Raw genomic sequence first — 18,164 nt, forward strand, 5'->3', positions numbered from 1 at the left:
TTATTTTTATTTTTTTGCACCACTGTGTTCCTTCTTTGCTAGACTAATAAAATAATAAAACTCAATGACTCAGGCGACACTCAAATAATGCCTAGAAAAGTTCATCAAAGCAGTATTCGTAAAGCACTCATAAACCTAATAATGCTTATAACTGCTATTTGCTTGTCATTATCGATTTCTATATCAACTTATTTAAGTGTTAAAGAGCAAAAACAATTAATAGTGAGTAAGCTCGTTATTTTGGCGGAAATAGTTGCTTTTGACGCTGGAAAATCAGTTTTTGAAGATGACAGAGAAACAGAAGAGAAACGCCTTAAATACTTTGAAAAAACTCCTTTAGTTAAAAACATACATGTATATTCTATTGAGCAAGCATCTCAAAAACCTGTTTTTTTTATAAGTTTTAATGCAAAAAAAACGCCACCAGTCCCCCTTCGAACCGACAGCATTGAAGAACTAAAAACACCACGTATAACCCACGAAGATATCGAACTAATAAAGCCAATTTTTCATAATGAAAAGCTTGTTGGTCATGTATACATGCGTGGAAGTCTTGAAAGCTTAGACGATTATATAAAACAAAAAATAGTTGTAGATATCTTACTGACTTTACTGATACTTGTTGTTGTGTATTTTATCGCAATAAATGTTCAAAAAAGAATAGCTCGACCGATAGAGCGGCTTAGCATGCTATTACAAGACGTATCAAAAAATCATAACTACGATGTACGCGCACCAGTAACCGACGTAAAAGAAATATCAGCGCTTTCTAACAGTTTAAACATCATGCTTACACGCACCCAAAAACAATTGACTCGCCATGAAAAAGACAAAGAAGAAATTAAACAGCTTAACCAAGGGCTAGAAGAAAAAGTAAACCAACGAACCATAGCCCTTCGAGAGGCAAATCAAGAGTTATTATCAACCCTTGAGCGTATGCATCAGTATCAAACGCAGATTGTTGAAAATGAAAAAATGGCATCGCTTGGTCAAATGGTTGCCGGTGTTGCACATGAAGTTAACACCCCAATAGGCCTTGGTATTACAAGCTCTACTTTGCTGCGCGATAAGTTAGCCGATTTACAAATTAGCTTTGATGATAAAAAACTGACTTCAAATCAATTAAAACGCTTTATTGACGACGGTATTGAAAACTTAGATTTGATTTACCGTAACTTAAACCGTGCAGCCGACTTAATTTCAACCTTTAAAAAGGTAGCGGTTATTCAAGATGATGACGTAACTACCTACATTAATATTCATAAGTTAATAACAGATGTTTTGACATCAATAAGCTCAGAGCTTGAAGAGAAAAAACCGGTTATAAACATAAATTGTGCAACCGATTTAACCGTAGAAAGCAAGTCAGAACCATTACAACAAGTACTTATACAACTAATAACAAACTCACTACTACACGGGTTCGTTGGTAATGAAAATAATGAAATACAATTTGATGTAGAGTTAACAGGAAAAAAACTCACTATTATTTACAGCGATAACGGCCAAGGCGTAGATAAAAAAATTAAACACAGAATATTCGACCCATTTGTAACCTCAAAAAGAGGACAAGGGGCAAGTGGCTTAGGCATGCACTTAGTTTACAATTTAGTAACCCAAGCTTTAGGCGGCCATATATTAATTGATTTAGAAAAAAAACGCGGTGCGCGATTCATCATAACCATCCCTTAAAAGTGAAGTAACCAAACACATATATTTACTTGTATTCCTTGAATTACTACTTATTGACCATATTTATGCTTCATGTGGCAAACAAGTGTAATAGTTATCGTTTATATAGCGCAATTTTTTGAACTTTATTACTTTTGCGATATCACATACATTGATGAAAGATTAGATAGTGATATAATTTAACTTTGAATTAGTCTGATTATTTAACAGCTTTGCGTAGTCAGCCGATCCATAAATTATCAAAGTAAATGAACTTCATACGTGTATTGATCGATTTAACAGTAGTTTTTGCACGGGCTTTTTGAGCAAACTTTGAACTCTTACTGTTTTATTTTTATCCAATTTGTTTTTTCTTGTTAACAATTGGATATAATCCTATAATCTCTAGTAGTCGGATTTATACTAAATACCGATTTTTTGTAAATAAAATATTCCAAAAAGGTTAATTAATAATGCAAACGCCAGTCATTCTAATCGTAGAGGATGAAGACGTAACTCGACTAAACCTCGTTAGTTTATTTGAAGCTGAAGGTTACAAAGTTATTGAAGCCATTGATGGCGATGACATGCATGACAAGCTTACAAATAACGACGACGTTAATCTCGTAGTTATGGATATCAATCTTCCAGGCAAAAACGGCCTTATATTAGCCCGTGAATTACGCCAAAAACGCAAAGTAGGCCTTATCTTCTTAACAGGTCGTGATAACGATGTTGATCGTATTTTAGGGCTTGAAATTGGCGCTGATGATTACATTACTAAACCATTTAACCCTCGTGAATTGACTATTAGAGCGCGTAACCTTATTACACGTACTGGCCTAAGCGATGATGAATCAGCGCTTGAAACTAATGGTGTTATTACATTTAACGGTTGGGAATTAGACGAAAATAGCCGCTGTTTAACATCTCCTAATGGCGATGCTAAGCGCTTGCCTAAAGGTGAGTACAGAGCACTGCGATTAATGCTTGATTCTCCAGGTCGTATTTTTAGCCGTGAACAACTAATTAAACATATGACAGGCCGTGAGCTACGTGCAAACGACCGTACTGTTGATGTAACTATTCGCCGTATTCGTAAGCATTTTGAAAGCGATAATTCTACATCAGAGCTTATCAGCACCATTCATGGTGAAGGCTACCGCTTTATTGGTAAAATCGACAGCTAATTAGCGTTTATTCTAATTGCTGTAGAAATAAATGAAGGGCACGTTGTCCTTCATTTATTTTATCTGCCAACACCAGCAGCCACTCCTCAAGCACTTCATCACTCTCATCTATCGCGCCATATTCCATTACTTTTGCATGCAGTTGAACATCGTTCAAACCAACAGAACCTGCGGCACCTTTAAGCTTATGCGCAACCGATTTGTACTCTTCCCTGTCGCCTGTATTTAATGACGTAAGCAGTTCTTGTTGATATTGCGGATTTAGCTTTTCAAACAACTGACTGCTGCGCCTAAACACAACTAACCCCATAGAATTAACAAAGTCTTCTATTGTTTCAATATCTAGCAAATGCGCATCAATACTTTTAAGTGCTTCGTCAGTTACTTTTAGCTGTGGCTCGTTGCATTGAGCTTGCTTAATATCAAATAAGTCAGCGAGCATTTTATCAAGCTTTACTGTATTAATAGGTTTAGCTAAAGCGCCTTGAATAGAAATACCTTCAAGCTCTTCTTCTGCACTTCTCACATTAGCGGTTAGTGCAACAATAGGCAGGTTATCAAAGTGGCTATCAGCACGAATTTGTCTTGCAACTTCATCGCCATTTATATCGGGTAGCTGCATATCAAGTAATACTAAATCTAGGTCGTCTTCGGTATCAACAAACGAAAGTGCATCTTCGCCCGTTTCAGCCCATAGCACTTCATGTCCGCGTTGCTCCAATAAATTAGTGGCTATTTCGGCGTTAAGTGGTACGTCTTCAACGAGTAAAATATAAAGCTCTCGGCCAACATAGCTTTGCTCTGTAGGCGCAATACATAAGCTCAGCGGTATTTGCACTGTAAAGCAACTGCCCTCACCCTCTGTACTGTTTACTGTAATACTGCCTTTCATAGCCGTGACTAGCGCTTTAGTTACCGCAAGACCAATACCTGAACCTATTGCATTAGTGCCTTGTAAATCAGGTGCTTTATAGTACATGTCAAAAATACGAGAAAGCTGCTCTTGTGGAATACCTTGCCCTGTATCTGAGATTTTAATAACTAACCATGGGCCTTCAGGGCGATTTTCACGGCTACATTCGAGTGTGACTTTGCCATGCTGGGTAAATTTCACTGCATTGTTTATCAGGTTCCAAACCACTTGGCGTAAACGAGTAGGATCAAGCAGTGCATATATATCAAGCATGCCATTTCGCTCAATATCAAACTCAAGCCCTTTTTGCTCAGTTATTAACCCTGCAAAATTCACAACATCGTTTATAAAATCAGATACATTAATAGAGTTGGCGGCAATATCGAGCTGCTCTCTGTCTATTTTATCTAAATCTATAATGTCGTTAAAAATATTACCGAGCGTTTCAGCACTTGAAAAAACCGTGTTACACCAACTGCGTTGCTGCTTGTTTAGATCGGTATCGAGCAACATACGTGTTAAGCCCACAATGCCGTTAAGCGGGGTACGCAACTCATGGCTTAATGTGGCTATAAATTTCCCTTTATCTTTATATGCGGTTTCAAGCGCCTCAGCCGCTTCTTTACGGCTCGTAATATCACGCCCAAAACCAAGTAAACCTATGTAGTCGCCTTCATCGTTTATAAAGGGAAGTTTTCGTAGCTCAAACCAGCGCGTTGCACCATCAACTTCATAACCTACATCGATGGTGAGTGCTTTGTGAGTTTGCTCTACCTCTTTGTCTGTGCGCAATACTTCAGATAAAAAGTCGTTTGGGAATATTTGTTCAACCGTTTTACCTATAAGCTCACGGCTTGATTTACCCATTACTTCTTCAAACATTTTATTGCAGCCAGCAAACACCCCATTGTTATCGCGGTAATAAAACAGATCGGGGGATGAATCAACAATTGAGCGTTGCAACATGCTTTGCTGAGCAAGCTCTTGCTGTGTTTTTTTACGCTCGGCAATTTCTCTACGCAGTTCTTCAATGGCGCGATGCTTAGCATGAAAAGCCATTTTACGTTCATCTATTTCAATATTAAGCCGACTAATATTATCTTTAAGTGTTTGGTTTAATAGTTTTTCTTGCTTAGTTGCGCTATCTAAGTAGGCGTAGGAAGCATCTAACTGACGAATTGAATTAATAAGTACGCTTATAATTAAAGGTGACACAACAGCTGAAAAAAATACCACGGCCAAAATATCTACAAGAAACAATTCGCCTATAGCTACGTAGTAAAACATGCTCGATAAAATAAGAGACGCTGCTAAAAATAAAGCGTAACAAATGGCAGCTGTTTTTAATTCACCAAATCGCGCTATTGAACTTGAAAGCACCCGAACCCAAGGGCTCAAAGAATAATCGGTCATACGTAGTTTTATCTCTTTGCTGTTTGCTTAAATATAAGAAAGGCAATGCTATTTACAGATTTTAGCATTTTTCTATTCGCTATTTTCATGTTGTGCGACAAAAACAGAAAATATTCATACGCAATTTTAGCGGGCAGTAAAGTCCTCGTTTCAGCCATTGATTATTTCGTGTAAAATAACGCGCCTTATCATTGCCAATAACGAGTAACATAGCATGCAAACCAATATGCCCGATATAGCTGACACCGCTCCTGCATTACAAACAGGTAAATTAGACTGGGTTGGCATGGGTGAAATTGAACTGCCATTTATTTTTGAATCGCGTGATTTAAGCCCTGTTACTGTTAATGCCAAAGCCCGCGCATTTGTTAACTTGCACAAAGAAGACGCCAAAGGCATTCATATGTCGCGCTTATTTTTAGCGCTTGATTTACTCTCAACAGAGCAACAAGTAAATCCTCAAACAATTAGCCAAGCACTAAATACGTTTATATCTAGCCATGAAGGGTTGAGTAATAAGGCACAGATTGAGTTTAAATTTGAGCTACCACTTCGCCGTAAGTCTCTATTGAGTGGCAAAGCTGGCTGGAAAAGCTATCCAATCACACTTACAAGTACAATTGAAAATAATATCATTAGTTACGAGCTAACCGTTGATGTTACCTATTCATCAACTTGCCCTTGCTCGGCGGCTCTTGCACGCCAGCTAATACAAAATGCATTTAGCGAAAAATTTAACCAAGACACGCTCAACCAAAAAGAGGTACTTGAGTGGCTTGGCACAACACAAGGCATTGTGGCAACTCCTCACTCGCAGCGCTCAATTGCTAACGTAAAAGTTAAACTCAATAGCAACATTAATGAGTTTGATGTAGTTAACTTAATAAACACCCTTGAAGGCGAGCTTAAAACGCCAGTGCAAGCGGCAGTAAAGCGTGAAGATGAACAAGAATTTGCCCGTTTAAATGGGCAAAATTTAATGTTCTGCGAAGATGCCGCGCGTAAAATTAAAGCAATATTAGAAACAGACGGTTACGCAGATTACTGGCTACAAATAAACCATTACGAATCGCTTCACGCCCACGACGCTGTGGCTGTTGCTGTTAAAGGTATTAATGGCGGGTATAAGGCATAAAACACCTGCGTTAACTTAAATCACCATTCGGTAAATCACATACAATATTTGGGCACGGTACTTGCTTTAACAAAGCAGTGTCAATTTGTTGTTATGGAGTTACCGTATGGAATTCGCTTTATTGTCGATTTTAGTATTAGTGGTAGGTGCATCAATTGCCGCGTCAAAATTTAGTGACGACGGCGGTAATCCTTATCCTTTTAAACGTAAACAAAGTGTATTTACGCAAGTAGAAAGCGCCTTTTTAAACCTGTTAGAACGCGCTATTGGCGATCAATATAAAATAGTGAGTCGAGTTAAGCTTATTGATGTGATCGACTGTAAAGAAGGTTTATCACCTAAATCAAAACGTGCCGCTATTGCTAAAGCCAAAAATAAGCAGCTTGATTTTGTGTTAATCGACAAAGAAAAAATGACCATCGTAGCAGCTGTTGATTTAGTAAATAACGCAAATAAAGATGGCCACAAAGCCCAGCGCGACTGGTTTGTAAATGGCGCCTTAGAAGCTGCAGGCATTCCACACATTCGCATGAAGGTAAAAGCGGGCTATCGCCCATCAGAAGTACGCGATGCCATTATGTTCAAACTGGGTAAACCAGCACCAACAGCACAGCGCCCATTACGTAACCGAGTTCACAAACCTGCTGTTTTATCTCCCTCACAAGCTAAAGCCCATTCAACAGCATTAGCCGAAATATAATTATCAGGTGACTAAATTTGCATTAAAGCGAGCATTTTAAATGTCTCGCTTTTTTGTTTTTTATTGCTAACTTCACGTATAATCAAGCTATTCAAACTCAGGAATCAAACACTATGAATGTTGGTATTATTGGCGCAATGGAGCCAGAAGTTAAAATTTTGCGTGAAGCAATGCAAAACCCAGCTATTTTAACTAAAGCAGGTTTTACATTTTACACTGGTGAATTAGCGGGCTGCACAGTAACTCTTGTTCAATCAGGTATTGGTAAAGTAGCATCAAGCATTGCAACTACATTACTTATTGATAATTTTAAGCCTGATTGCGTAATTAACACCGGCTCTGCTGGCGGTTTTGATCCATCATTAAGTGTTGGCGATGTCGTCATATCGTCAGAAGTTCGTCACCACGATGTTGACGTAACTGCATTTGGTTACGAAATTGGCCAAGTACCACAAATGCCTGCAGGTTTTGCTGCACACCCTAAATTAGTTGAAGCAGCCGAGCAAACTATTGCACAAATTAGCGAAGTTAAAACGTTAGTGGGCCTTATTTGTACTGGCGATACCTTTATGTGTGACCCTGTTCGTATTGATAAAGCCCGCAGCGACTTTCCTTCAATGCTTGCTGTAGAAATGGAAGGTGCGTCTATTGCGCAAACCTGTCATACGCTTGAAACTCCTTTCGTTGTTATTCGTTCAATGTCTGATATTGCTGGCAAAGAATCGCCACAGTCGTTTGAAGAATACTTAGAAACAGCATCAATCAACTCATCTAAAATGGTTGTTGCTCTGCTTGAAAAGCTAACAGCTGTAACACTGTAAATGCTTAGCAATATTGTTCAAAACCATTTGGACTTTATTGTATTTATAATAGCGCTCCTTGCTGAGCGCTTTTTACCACTCGTTAGTTGGTACCATCCGAATACCGTTTTAGTGGCTGTATTTAGCGCCATAGGCAAACGTATTTATAATAAACAAAATACAAACAGATACCACTATTTAGCAGCCATACTTGCAAGCGTACTGGTGCTCAGTGTTGTTTTACTAATTGTTACATTGCTACTTGAATTTGCATTTTACCCAGAGCTACTTGCAGGCCTTATTTTATATCTTTGCCTTGAAAGCCAAAGCCTCAATAAAAAAGCCCTTCGTATTGCAAAGCTCACTAAACAAAACCAAAAGTCAGCCGCACGCGAGCTATTAAAACCACTGCTTGCTCGTGAAGTCAGCAAGCTTTCAACCACAGGAATTATTAAAGCCCTCATTGAAAGCTTAATACTTCGTACTGCTCGTTATTACTTTGTGGTTATATTTGTTTTTTTACTTTTAGGGCCAGTTGCAGCACTTGGTTACCGACTACTTACCTTGATGCAGCAAGCATGGCGTGGTGATATTTCACCAAACAGCGAATTTTTAAAACCATTAAAGCTTGTTTTATTTGTTATTGAGTATATCCCGGTGCGTTTACTTACACTCACAATTGCTGCGAGTAAGGCCACAAAGCAAAGTGTTCACTACATAAAACACTATGGCCAACACTTCTATCAAACAAATACAGGCTGGTTACTCAGTGCATGCTCTGCATCACTTGGCGTGCAACTAGGTGGACCCGCTATGTACTTTAATAAGCGGCATAACAAAATGCGGGTTGGTACTGATAGGTTACCTAACGCTGACGATGTACCAGCGGTTTTAAATCGGCTTAATCAGGCGCGCGCCTTTTGGGTACTCGTTATTGTGTGTATTGAAATTCTAAAAAGCATTTGAGCTTTACTTAGTAAAAATTGAGTATAAAAAAACCAGCCTAAGCTGGTTTTTTTTATTACCCACACACTTAAGCTACGGTAATGTTTGCAAACTTACGTTTACCTACTTGATAAATAGCGGTTGTGCCTTTTGCTATTTCTAGTTTGGTATCAGTGATTTTTTCTTCACCGTTCAGTTTAACTGCACCTTGTTTTATCATGCGCATCGCTTCTGATGTGCTTGCAACTAAATTAGCTTCTTTTAATAAGTTAGCGATTAAAATAGTGTCTTCTGCAATGGTTACTGTCAGCTCAGGAATTTCATCTGGCAGCGCTTTTTTCTGAAAGCGTTGAATAAAATCGTTGTGCGCAGCTTGTGCATCTTCTTCACTATGAAAACGTGCAATTAGCTCTTTAGCAAGTTCAATTTTGATATCGCGCGGGTTAGTCCCCTGCTCTACACGTTCTTTTTGTGCTGCTATTTGCTCAATCGAAAGACCACTTAGTAAATCGTAGTAGCGCCACATTAATACATCACTAATCGACATAACTTTACCAAACATGTCATTTGGTGCATCAGTAATACCAATATAGTTACCTAAAGATTTAGACATTTTTTGAACGCCGTCAGTACCTTCAAGTAATGGCATCATTAAAACAGTTTGTGGCTTTTGGCCCTCAACTTTTTGAAGCTCACGACCCATTAGTAAATTAAAGCGCTGATCGGTACCACCCAGTTCTACGTCAGATTCTAATGCAACCGAATCCCAACCTTGCACTAACGGGTATAAAAATTCATGTATTGCAATTGGCTGCCCGCCATTGTAACGCTTTTTAAAGTCATCACGTTCAAGCATACGCGCAACTGTTTGGTTTGCAGCTAATTTAATCATGCCTGCAGCACCCAGCTTTTCCATCCACGTTGAATTAAAAGCAACGGTTGTTTTTGCCGGATCTAGAATTTTGAAAACTTGTTCTTTATACGTTTCAGCATTGGCAAGAACATCTTCGCGGGTAAGCGGTTTACGCGTCACATTTTTACCGGTTGGATCACCTATCATTCCTGTAAAATCACCAATTAAGAAAATAACTTCATGACCTAAGTCTTGAAAAGTTTTCATTTTATTAATTAGTACTGTGTGCCCTAAGTGTAAATCTGGCGCTGTTGGATCGAAACCCGCTTTGATTTTTAACTTTTTGCCCGACTTTAGTTTTTCAACTAACTCGTCTTCAATTAATATTTCTTCTGCACCGCGTTTTATCTCTGCAAGAGCGGTTTGTAAATCCACAGTCTATTACTCCAAAATTCTGCCAACAAAGAGGGCTACTAGTTGTTTTGTATAACCTTAGTTTAACAAGGGCTAAATCAAACTTATATGTGCAACTAACATAACAAATTTCTACCTAATTAAAACAACTTTTTAAGTGATTAATGCAACTAAATAAAATGCGCACAGTCTGAGATAAATTAAGCGCTAAAAAGGCATATAAAGCCCGATTTTAGCGTAATTCAGCGCGATTTAAAATCTACAAAGCACTGGTATTCGCACAATATTAGGTATATCCTGCAATATTATGTATTTATTATCTTGACAGCAGAAAAAGGCACGTTATGGTTCACGTGGTTAATACCCTCCCCAAAAAACACAAATTGCTTATCTTATGTTTGGTTTCTGCTATTGCCGCTTTAACGTTTCTTCCATCTGAGAAAGCAACAGCGTCCAAAGACAACAATGCAAATGCATTAGAGATTGGCAAACGCTACGAGCTTCAAGTTAAAGTCGATGACAACGAAAAACTTACCGAGTTAAACTCAGAGCAAGCAGCAGAAAAGCTTCCAGAGTATGATTTAGTCGACCACAAAGTAAAAACGGGTGACAACTTAGCAATTATATTTAAACGCGCGGGCTTTTCAGCGCAAACGCTTCATAAACTAATCAACACAAACGCAGAAACCCGCAAGCTAACTAAAATTCACCCAGGCGAAGTACTGAGCTTTGCAACAGGTAAAGACGGCGCACTTGAACAATTGCGTTACGTTATTTCTAAAACAGATACGCTGTATGTAACCTTAGACGACGAAGGTAACTACAATACAGCGATAGATAGTAAAGAAATAGAAACCCTGACCAAAACAGCTGGCGGCGAAATTTCTAGCAACTTTTGGACTTCTGCAATTGCAGCGGGTTTAAGCGAACGCCAAATTATGAACTTTGCTGACATTTTTGGCTGGGATGTGGATTTTGCTAACGACATTCGTAAAAACGATCAATTTGGCTTAATTTACGAGTCTCACTATGTTGAAGGCGAATTTATAGGTACTGGTAAAATTATAGCGGCTGAGTTTATTAACCAAGGACAGCGCTTTACAGCAATTAGACATACTGATGGAAACTTCTACACCCCAGAAGGCCGCAGTATGAAAAAAGCATTTTTACGTGCCCCCGTTAATTTTAAGTATATTAGCTCGAGTTTTAATCCACGTCGCTTACACCCAGTTACTGGGCAAGTAAAAGCACACCGTGGTATTGATTACGCTGCACGAACTGGTACGCCTGTTGTTGCATCGGGTAATGGTAAGGTTGTTAAGGCAGGTTACAGCAAGTACAACGGCAACTATGTATTTATTAGCCATGGCACACAGTATGTCACTAAGTATTTACACCTTAATAAAAAGCTTGTTAGAACAGGTCAAAAGGTTAAACAAGGTGATAAAATTGGTACTGTAGGTGCTACAGGTCGTGTAACTGGCGCGCATCTACATTATGAGTTTTTAGTTAACGGTGTTCACCGTAACCCTAAAACGGTTAAATTACCAAAATCAGAGCCTTTACCACGCTCTGAGCTTGCTAAGTTTAAACCTATTGCTGATAACTTTATTGCTCAGTTAGAGCGTAACCGCGAGTTACAACTGGCACTTAAGTAATCAGGCTATCACTGTATTAAAAAGCCCTTGCAGGTTTAACCTACAAGGGCTTTTTTGTGCTTTTTATTTATTAACAATAGTTAGCTCACACAGGGTGCTCTATATTAAAGGCTACTAATCTTAATTTTCCTACAATAGCGATACACGCCTAATTCATTAACACATAAATAAGCTGGATAACTAAAGACCCCATCACTAATGGCCAAATATATTTGCTGTATTTTGTTGCCCCTTCCAGCCCCATTTTGCTTTGATACTTTTCAAGTAATGGGATCAGTAATGCCAATGCTACAAATAAACAAACTAAAATAATAATTACATTCATTGAAAACCCTTTTTATGGTACTTCGCAGCCTTTAGCGCTTTCGTATAAGGCATACCAATGCTCTCGGCTTAAATGAACATTTATAGCCTCACACGATGCCTTAATACGCTTAGCATTAGTAGTGCCAATAATGGGTTGAATCGACGCTGGGTGGCGCAATAGCCATGCAAGTACAATAGCCTCTGCAGAGGTACCATAAATTGCAGCAAGTTTATTTACTAAAATACTTGTGTTGATATCGGCTTGCGACGCATTTGATAAATCACCGCCGGTATACAAACCTTGGCACAAGCTCCCCCAACTTTGTATTTGAATGTCAAAGCTGCGGCAATATTCAATATTACCAGGCGTAAAGTTAATGTCTTTACCGTCGCTATTACCAACATACAAACCTTCATCTATAAATTGATGTTTTTGTAAGCTGGCCTCTATTTGGTTAGCTACAATAGGCATATCAAGAGCATGCTGCAAAAAGTTCATTTGGTGTTGCTGCATGTTTGATACGGCAAAATGTTTTACTTTGCCACTTTCTTTTAAACAGCTAAATACACGTGCAACTTCATCAACTTCCATCAAAGGATCTGGGCGATGTAACATGAGTACATCAAGGTATTGCGTATTTAATCGCTTAAGTGAGTTTTCTACAGACTGTTCAATCCAATCGGCTGAAAAGTCATATCGCTTAGGCCCTTTTTCATCAGCAAACTTTATACCGCATTTAGACTGAATGTATATGTGCTCTCTCAGCTCTGGGCGCTCACTGAGTGCTTGACCAAATACCTGCTCTGCTTTGCCAAAAGTGTATATATCTGCGTGATCAAAAAAATTAATACCGCCTTCAATCGCGTTATCAATGCACTCGTGGGTTTGTTTAAGGTGCGTGCTGGTAATCGGGTCTTTATTCCAACCGCCTCCCAACCCCATACATCCAAATACAAGTTTACTAACATTAGGTAAGTAGTGAGCTAATGGAGTGTGAAGCATAATGACTATCCTTAAAATTGCGAAGAGCCACCACTTTAAACAAAAACTTCAAAACAAGAAACCATTAACGAACAGAAGTTTCGGACAAAAAAAAGCGCAGTAAACTGCGCTCAATGGTTGGTTGAAATTAAATCTCAATTTAGCCAACAAGTGCCAACAAAATACCTGCAGCAACAGCACTGCCTAAAACGCCCGCCACATTAGGGCCCATTGCATGCATAAGTAAAAAGTTATGTGGGTTATTTTCAAGCCCTACTTTATTAACTACACGCGCAGCCATAGGAACGGCTGACACACCAGCGGCACCAATTAACGGGTTGATAGGTGTTTTAGATATTTTATTTAAGCCTTTAGCCATAAACACACCTGATGCTGTACCAATACCAAAAGCAAGCGCACCCAGCACTAAAATACCAATAGTCTCTACTGTCAAAAAGTCATCTGCAGCGAGCTTAGAGCCAACCGCCAATCCTAAAAATATAGTTGTTATATTGATAATTTCGTTTTGCGCACTGTTACTTAAGCGGTCAACAACACCCGACTCACGCATTAAGTTACCCAAACAGAACATACCTACTAGCGGTATTGCCGCTGGTAAAAACATGGCTGTTGCAGTAAGCACCATAAGTGGGAAAATAATTTTTTCCTTTTTAGATACTTTACGTAGCTCAGGCATTTTAATTTGGCGCTCTTCTGGTGTTGTGAGTGCACGCATAATAGGAGGCTGAATAATTGGAACTAGCGCCATGTATGAATAAGCCGCTACCGCAATGGCACCTAATAAATCAGGCGCTAATTTTGAGGCTAAAAATATTGCCGTTGGACCGTCAGCGCCACCAATAATAGCAATAGCCGATGCATCTTGAAGGGTAAACTCAAAACCCGGAATAAAGTTAAGTAGAATTGCGCCAAATAAGGTCGCAAAAATACCAAACTGAGCCGCAGCTCCCAACAATAACATACGAGGGTTTGCTATTAACGCACTAAAATCAGTAAGTGCACCAACCCCCATAAATATTAATAGTGGAAAAATACCGGTATCTATACCCACATAGTAAACTGAGTATAAAAGCCCACCAGGATCTGATAGTCCAGCAACCGGAATATTAGTTAATATCGCGCCAAAGCCAATTGGTAATAAAAGCAGTGGCTCAAAGTTTTTAGATATCGCTAAAAACAATAACAAACAGCCTACTGCAATCATCACCAAACCAGGAAACGTAAAGTTAGCAAGGCCAGTAGCCTGCCAAAGGTTTAAAAGACCTTCCATTTACATTTACTCCTTAAGCCAGCGCAATAATTGCGTCGCCCGTGGTCACTGAGTCACCCTCAGACACAAGCACTTCAGCAATGGTACCAGTATGCATTGCGCGAACTTCAGTCTCCATTTTCATGGCTTCCATAATCACAACAACATCACCTTCGTTTACAACTTGGCCGGCTTTTACTTTTATTTTAAAAATATTACCTGCTAAAGGTGCATTTAACGTTTCACCCGAAGCCACTGAAGCAGATTGAGGTAAGTGCTCAGAATCTTTTAACGTTACCTCTTTAAGCTCACCGCCTTGCGCTACGACAACGTCGTAAACCTTACCGTCTACCTTAACGCTATATTGCTCAGCCTTAACACTGTTACCTTTGGCTGACACCTTAGCTGGTGACTTACTTGAATTATCTTCTACGCTAGGGACTGGTTCAAACGCATCTGGGTTGTTACGGTTTTTGATAAACTTCAAACCAACTTGCGGGAACAGTGCATAAGTAAGTACGTCGTCAATTTTATCATCAGCGAGTGTTAAACCTTGTTCTTGCGCTTCTTTTAATAGCTCAGCTTCAAGCGTTTCAAGTTCAGGCGCAATATTGTCAGCTGGGCGACACGTAATAACGTCGCTACCATCAAGTACTCGCTCTTGTAGCTCTTTGTTCATTGGAGCTGGAGTTAAACCGTACTCACCTTTTAATACACCTGCGGTTTCTTTTGTGATTGTTTTGTAACGCTCACCGGTTAATACGTTAAGTACTGCCTGCGTACCTACAATTTGCGACGTTGGCGTAACAAGTGGAATAAAGCCTAAATCTTCGCGTACACGCGGTATTTCAAGTAACACTTCGTTAAGCTTATCGGCTGCACCTTGCTCTTTAAGCTGGTTTTCCATGTTAGTTAACATGCCACCAGGTACTTGAGCCAATAAGATTCGTCCATCAACCCCTTTAAGGCTACCTTCGAATGCAGCGTATTTTTTACGTACATCTCTAAAGTAAGCAGCAATTTCTTCAAGTTGGTTTAAATCGAGTTCGGTATCGCGCGCGGTACCTTCAACAATCGCTACAATTGTTTCTGTTGCTGAGTGACCGTAAGTCATACTCATAGAAGAAATAGCGGTATCAAGCATATCAATACCGGCATCAATAGCTTTTTGATATGTAGCGGTGCTTAAACCTGTTGTAGCATGGCACTGCATAGCGATTGGAATAGACACCGTTTCTTTAAGCGCTTTTATAAGCTCTTCTGCATCGTACGGTTTTAATAAACCCGCCATATCTTTAATACAAATTGAATGACAGCCAAGCTCTTCTAATTGCTTAGCTAAAGTTAACCACATATCAAGTGTATGAACAGGGCTTACCGTGTACGAAATAGTACCTTGAGCATGAGCACCTACTTTTACAGCCGCTTTAATCGCAGTTTCTAAGTTACGCACATCATTCATTGCATCAAAAATACGGAACACGTCAACACCATTTTTATGTGCGCGCTCTACAAACTTTTCAACTACATCATCAGCATAATGGCGGTAACCTAATAAGTTTTGACCGCGTAATAGCATTTGCTGTTTAGTGTTTGGCATCGCTTTTTTTAGCGCACGAATACGTTCCCATGGATCTTCACCTAAATAGCGAATACACGAATCAAATGTTGCCCCGCCCCACGACTCAATTGACCAATAACCTGCATCATCTAGTTTGCTGGCAATCGGTAGCATGTCGTCTAAACGCATACGAGTGGCAAGTAATGACTGATGAGCGTCACGTAGAACCAATTCTGTTAATTTTAATTTAGCCATGTGTGAGCCCCTTATTTGTTATTTGATTTGTACTGAGCAATGGCAGCACTAATAGCAGCGATGTGCTCATTTGGCACACCTTGAGATTTAAATGATGGTGATTTAACTGGAGTCGCAACGTCAGCAGGGCTAAAACGCGCCACCAAGTTAGACATAATTGTAACTGCGCCAATTAATATTGAAAGAAAGACAAACACCCCAACCATTCCTGTTAGCATTAAGCTACCAGCAGTTGCAAGTACAGCACCTATATCCATTCTTCTCCCCTTGAAACCCATATCGAAAAATAAAAAATCGATTTAGTTAAATATTTATTCACTAGATAATAACAAAACAAATACCTTTGTCTAGCCATTGTAAATTGGTAAAACCAATTAAAATAAAAATAACATATAACCAAATTTATTAACCACAGTAAAAACCCTTACTCATCAACACCCCATAATACACAGAAAAAATACTCACTATATCTATAAGCTATAGGTAAAGTTTAAACAAAGCCTATTTTTGCGTACTCTACTAAGCCTACTGTGACTAATAAAATGTAGAGAAAATAAAATTTGTTAATTGGTCTTACCAAGAGTAGCTTTTCGGTGGCGATATATTTTTGTGTGTGAATAAGTTACACAACCCAACGTAAAAGTTACCAATCAAGCAAACTCAAAAACGCAGAGAAAACACATAAACAACTGATATTAAACAAAAATATATCATGGCACGCAACTAGCATTAACTATTGTGTACAAATTTGATAACCAAGGAGAAAACAATGTTACGCTGGACAATCACATTTTTAGTTATTGCTTTAATCGCTGCAGTGTTAGGTTTTGGTGGCATCGCGGGTGCCGCAGCTGGTATAGCAAAAATTATATTCTTTATTTTTATAGTACTTTTAGTTATTTCGTTAGTTTCAGGTGCGCTGCGTGGTAAATCGCCCAGGTAGGCATATACTCAACTAACACTACAATTTTATTTATTTACAAGGAATTACACTATGAACTCTACAACTTTAAAAGCAGCACTAATTGGTCTTTTCGCAAGTTTTTTCATCATGGGTTGCCAAGATAACAACGCAGAAGAAGCCGGCGAACGTATTGATGAAGTAGTAACAGATGTACAAAACTCTGTTGAAGATACGTGTGAAGAAGTAAAAGAAGGCGTAAACGCTGAAGAAACTAACTGTTAATAGTTAGTATATTAAAAAAACGGCCACCTGGCCGTTTTTTTGTGCCCGAAATAAATGCACGCATTATAAAGCTGCTCATTTATAAGCGAACTTGCTAAAATATATAAAACGATTTTTAAAGCAAGGCACTATGTCATTTTCAACTACCTACACACTTGATAAACCCTACTTTTATGAATGCTTTGACGAGTCACTTCCTTACAGTAAACGCGCGCAGCCTAAGTATTTTTTACTGGTACTATTAGTTTCGCTTGGTTTATTTAGCATTTACGGTTTAGCTGATCATTATTTAGGAACATTTTTGATCATGGTTGCTGTACTCGAATGCGTTGCTTTTTATTATCGCAGGCCATGGTGGGTAACCAGACAAATGTTTAGCAGAGCATCAGGCTCAGAGGTTACGCTCACTTTTGATGATGAAGGCATTAAATCGGCAAACCATTACAAAAGCTACCAGCTCGCTTGGCAAGACATCACTGACGTAATCGAAACACCACAGGGCTTATTGATAAAAAATAAAAACAACATGCAATATATCTCTAAGCAAATACTCACAGATGAAATGCTCGACTTTATAAACAAAAAAGCCACTCAATGAGTGGCTTTTTGGCTTAGCTAAATAAATTATTTAGTTAAGTATACGTGTTGATTAAGCATTGCCCGGATTAGGGTTAGACTTTTCAGCTTGTATACGCATGTAAATCTCTTCACGATGCACTGAAACGTCTTTTGGTGCATTTACACCAATTCGAACTTGATTTCCTTTAACTCCTAAAACGGTCACTGTTACTTCGTCACCGATCATAAGGGTTTCACCTACTCTACGAGTTAGTATTAGCATTCTCTTGCTCCCATGTTCCAATAAAAATTATAAGATTCCGCTTATCCATATTAATGAAAAATAGACTAAAA

Annotated in this window: 18 protein-coding genes; 10 read left to right on the forward strand and 8 right to left on the reverse strand. The window is 38.9% G+C overall.

The window, feature by feature from the left end:
* Positions 1-87: 87 nt before the first annotated feature.
* Together AC27JL_RS11090 and arcA are read left to right on the forward strand one after the other, a co-directional pair.
* Entirely contained in the window at positions 88-1,692 is a 1,605-nt protein-coding gene (locus tag AC27JL_RS11090; RefSeq protein ID WP_305401666.1) for a sensor histidine kinase, read from the forward strand.
* 452 nt (positions 1,693-2,144) lie between these two features.
* Positions 2,145-2,861, forward strand: coding sequence for a two-component system response regulator ArcA (arcA, locus tag AC27JL_RS11095; protein ID WP_006794331.1), 717 nt, complete (start codon positions 2,145-2,147; stop codon positions 2,859-2,861).
* A gap of 7 nt (positions 2,862-2,868) precedes the next feature.
* On the opposite strand, the gene arcB is transcribed toward arcA, so the two are convergent.
* A complete protein-coding gene (gene arcB / locus AC27JL_RS11100; RefSeq protein WP_008130929.1) occupies positions 2,869-5,187 on the reverse strand; it encodes an aerobic respiration two-component sensor histidine kinase ArcB in 2,319 nt (772 codons plus the stop codon).
* 214 nt (positions 5,188-5,401) lie between these two features.
* Between arcB and folE2 the strand changes: the two genes are divergently transcribed.
* The 4 genes from folE2 (at position 5,402) to AC27JL_RS11120 (ending at position 8,788) form a co-directional block, all read left to right on the forward strand.
* The gene (gene folE2 / locus AC27JL_RS11105) at positions 5,402-6,322 is read left to right on the forward strand and encodes a GTP cyclohydrolase FolE2 (protein ID WP_008130926.1); all 921 of its coding nucleotides are present in this window, start codon (positions 5,402-5,404) and stop codon (positions 6,320-6,322) included.
* 106 nt (positions 6,323-6,428) lie between these two features.
* Positions 6,429-7,022: a DUF2726 domain-containing protein gene (locus tag AC27JL_RS11110; RefSeq protein ID WP_006794335.1), complete on the forward strand. Its 594-nt coding sequence runs from the start codon at positions 6,429-6,431 to the stop codon at positions 7,020-7,022.
* A 113-nt stretch (positions 7,023-7,135) separates the two neighbouring features.
* Positions 7,136-7,843, forward strand: coding sequence for a 5'-methylthioadenosine/S-adenosylhomocysteine nucleosidase (mtnN, locus tag AC27JL_RS11115; RefSeq protein ID WP_006794336.1), 708 nt, complete (start codon positions 7,136-7,138; stop codon positions 7,841-7,843).
* Positions 7,844-8,788 (forward strand): cobalamin biosynthesis protein CobD/CbiB, encoded by a 945-nt coding sequence (locus tag AC27JL_RS11120; protein ID WP_487195636.1) that lies wholly within the window; start codon positions 7,844-7,846, stop codon positions 8,786-8,788.
* Positions 8,789-8,855: 67 nt separating this feature from the next.
* On the opposite strand, the gene tyrS is transcribed toward AC27JL_RS11120, so the two are convergent.
* Positions 8,856-10,055, reverse strand: coding sequence for a tyrosine--tRNA ligase (gene tyrS, locus AC27JL_RS11125; protein ID WP_006794338.1), 1,200 nt, complete (start codon positions 10,053-10,055; stop codon positions 8,856-8,858).
* A 323-nt stretch (positions 10,056-10,378) separates the two neighbouring features.
* Here tyrS and AC27JL_RS11130 point away from each other — a divergent pair, with 323 nt between their 5' ends.
* Positions 10,379-11,692: a peptidoglycan DD-metalloendopeptidase family protein gene (locus AC27JL_RS11130; RefSeq protein ID WP_010556536.1), complete on the forward strand. Its 1,314-nt coding sequence runs from the start codon at positions 10,379-10,381 to the stop codon at positions 11,690-11,692.
* Positions 11,693-11,840: 148 nt separating this feature from the next.
* Here the strand turns inward: AC27JL_RS11130 and AC27JL_RS11135 are convergent, their stop codons facing one another.
* From AC27JL_RS11135 to AC27JL_RS11155, 5 genes are all read right to left on the reverse strand, one after another.
* Complete coding sequence (locus tag AC27JL_RS11135; protein ID WP_010556537.1) at positions 11,841-12,017, reverse strand: hypothetical protein; 177 nt, start codon at positions 12,015-12,017, stop codon at positions 11,841-11,843.
* 12 nt (positions 12,018-12,029) lie between these two features.
* Positions 12,030-13,001, reverse strand: coding sequence for an aldo/keto reductase (locus AC27JL_RS11140; RefSeq protein WP_487195637.1), 972 nt, complete (start codon positions 12,999-13,001; stop codon positions 12,030-12,032).
* A gap of 139 nt (positions 13,002-13,140) precedes the next feature.
* Positions 13,141-14,271: a sodium ion-translocating decarboxylase subunit beta gene (locus AC27JL_RS11145; RefSeq protein ID WP_006794342.1), complete on the reverse strand. Its 1,131-nt coding sequence runs from the start codon at positions 14,269-14,271 to the stop codon at positions 13,141-13,143.
* Between the two features lie 13 nt (positions 14,272-14,284).
* On the reverse strand, positions 14,285-16,066 hold the full coding sequence (gene oadA / locus AC27JL_RS11150; protein ID WP_006794343.1) for a sodium-extruding oxaloacetate decarboxylase subunit alpha: 1,782 nt from the start codon (positions 16,064-16,066) through the stop codon (positions 14,285-14,287).
* A gap of 11 nt (positions 16,067-16,077) precedes the next feature.
* Positions 16,078-16,323, reverse strand: a complete 246-nt coding sequence (locus tag AC27JL_RS11155; RefSeq protein WP_487195638.1) for an OadG family protein — start codon at positions 16,321-16,323, stop codon at positions 16,078-16,080.
* A 512-nt stretch (positions 16,324-16,835) separates the two neighbouring features.
* Between AC27JL_RS11155 and AC27JL_RS11160 the strand changes: the two genes are divergently transcribed.
* From AC27JL_RS11160 to AC27JL_RS11170, 3 genes are all read left to right on the forward strand, one after another.
* A complete protein-coding gene (locus AC27JL_RS11160) occupies positions 16,836-17,009 on the forward strand; it encodes a DUF1328 family protein (protein WP_006794345.1) in 174 nt (57 codons plus the stop codon).
* Between the two features lie 51 nt (positions 17,010-17,060).
* The gene (locus AC27JL_RS11165; protein WP_006794346.1) at positions 17,061-17,252 is read left to right on the forward strand and encodes a hypothetical protein; all 192 of its coding nucleotides are present in this window, start codon (positions 17,061-17,063) and stop codon (positions 17,250-17,252) included.
* 130 nt (positions 17,253-17,382) lie between these two features.
* Positions 17,383-17,850 carry a YcxB family protein gene (locus AC27JL_RS11170; protein ID WP_006794347.1) on the forward strand — a complete coding sequence of 156 codons (468 nt, stop codon included), beginning with the start codon at positions 17,383-17,385 and terminating at the stop codon, positions 17,848-17,850.
* 51 nt (positions 17,851-17,901) lie between these two features.
* Here the strand turns inward: AC27JL_RS11170 and csrA are convergent, their stop codons facing one another.
* Positions 17,902-18,093 (reverse strand): carbon storage regulator CsrA, encoded by a 192-nt coding sequence (gene csrA, locus AC27JL_RS11175; protein ID WP_004587515.1) that lies wholly within the window; start codon positions 18,091-18,093, stop codon positions 17,902-17,904.
* Positions 18,094-18,164: the final 71 nt, after the last annotated feature.

Source organism: Pseudoalteromonas sp. 4NS20-0020 (assembly GCF_057554385.1).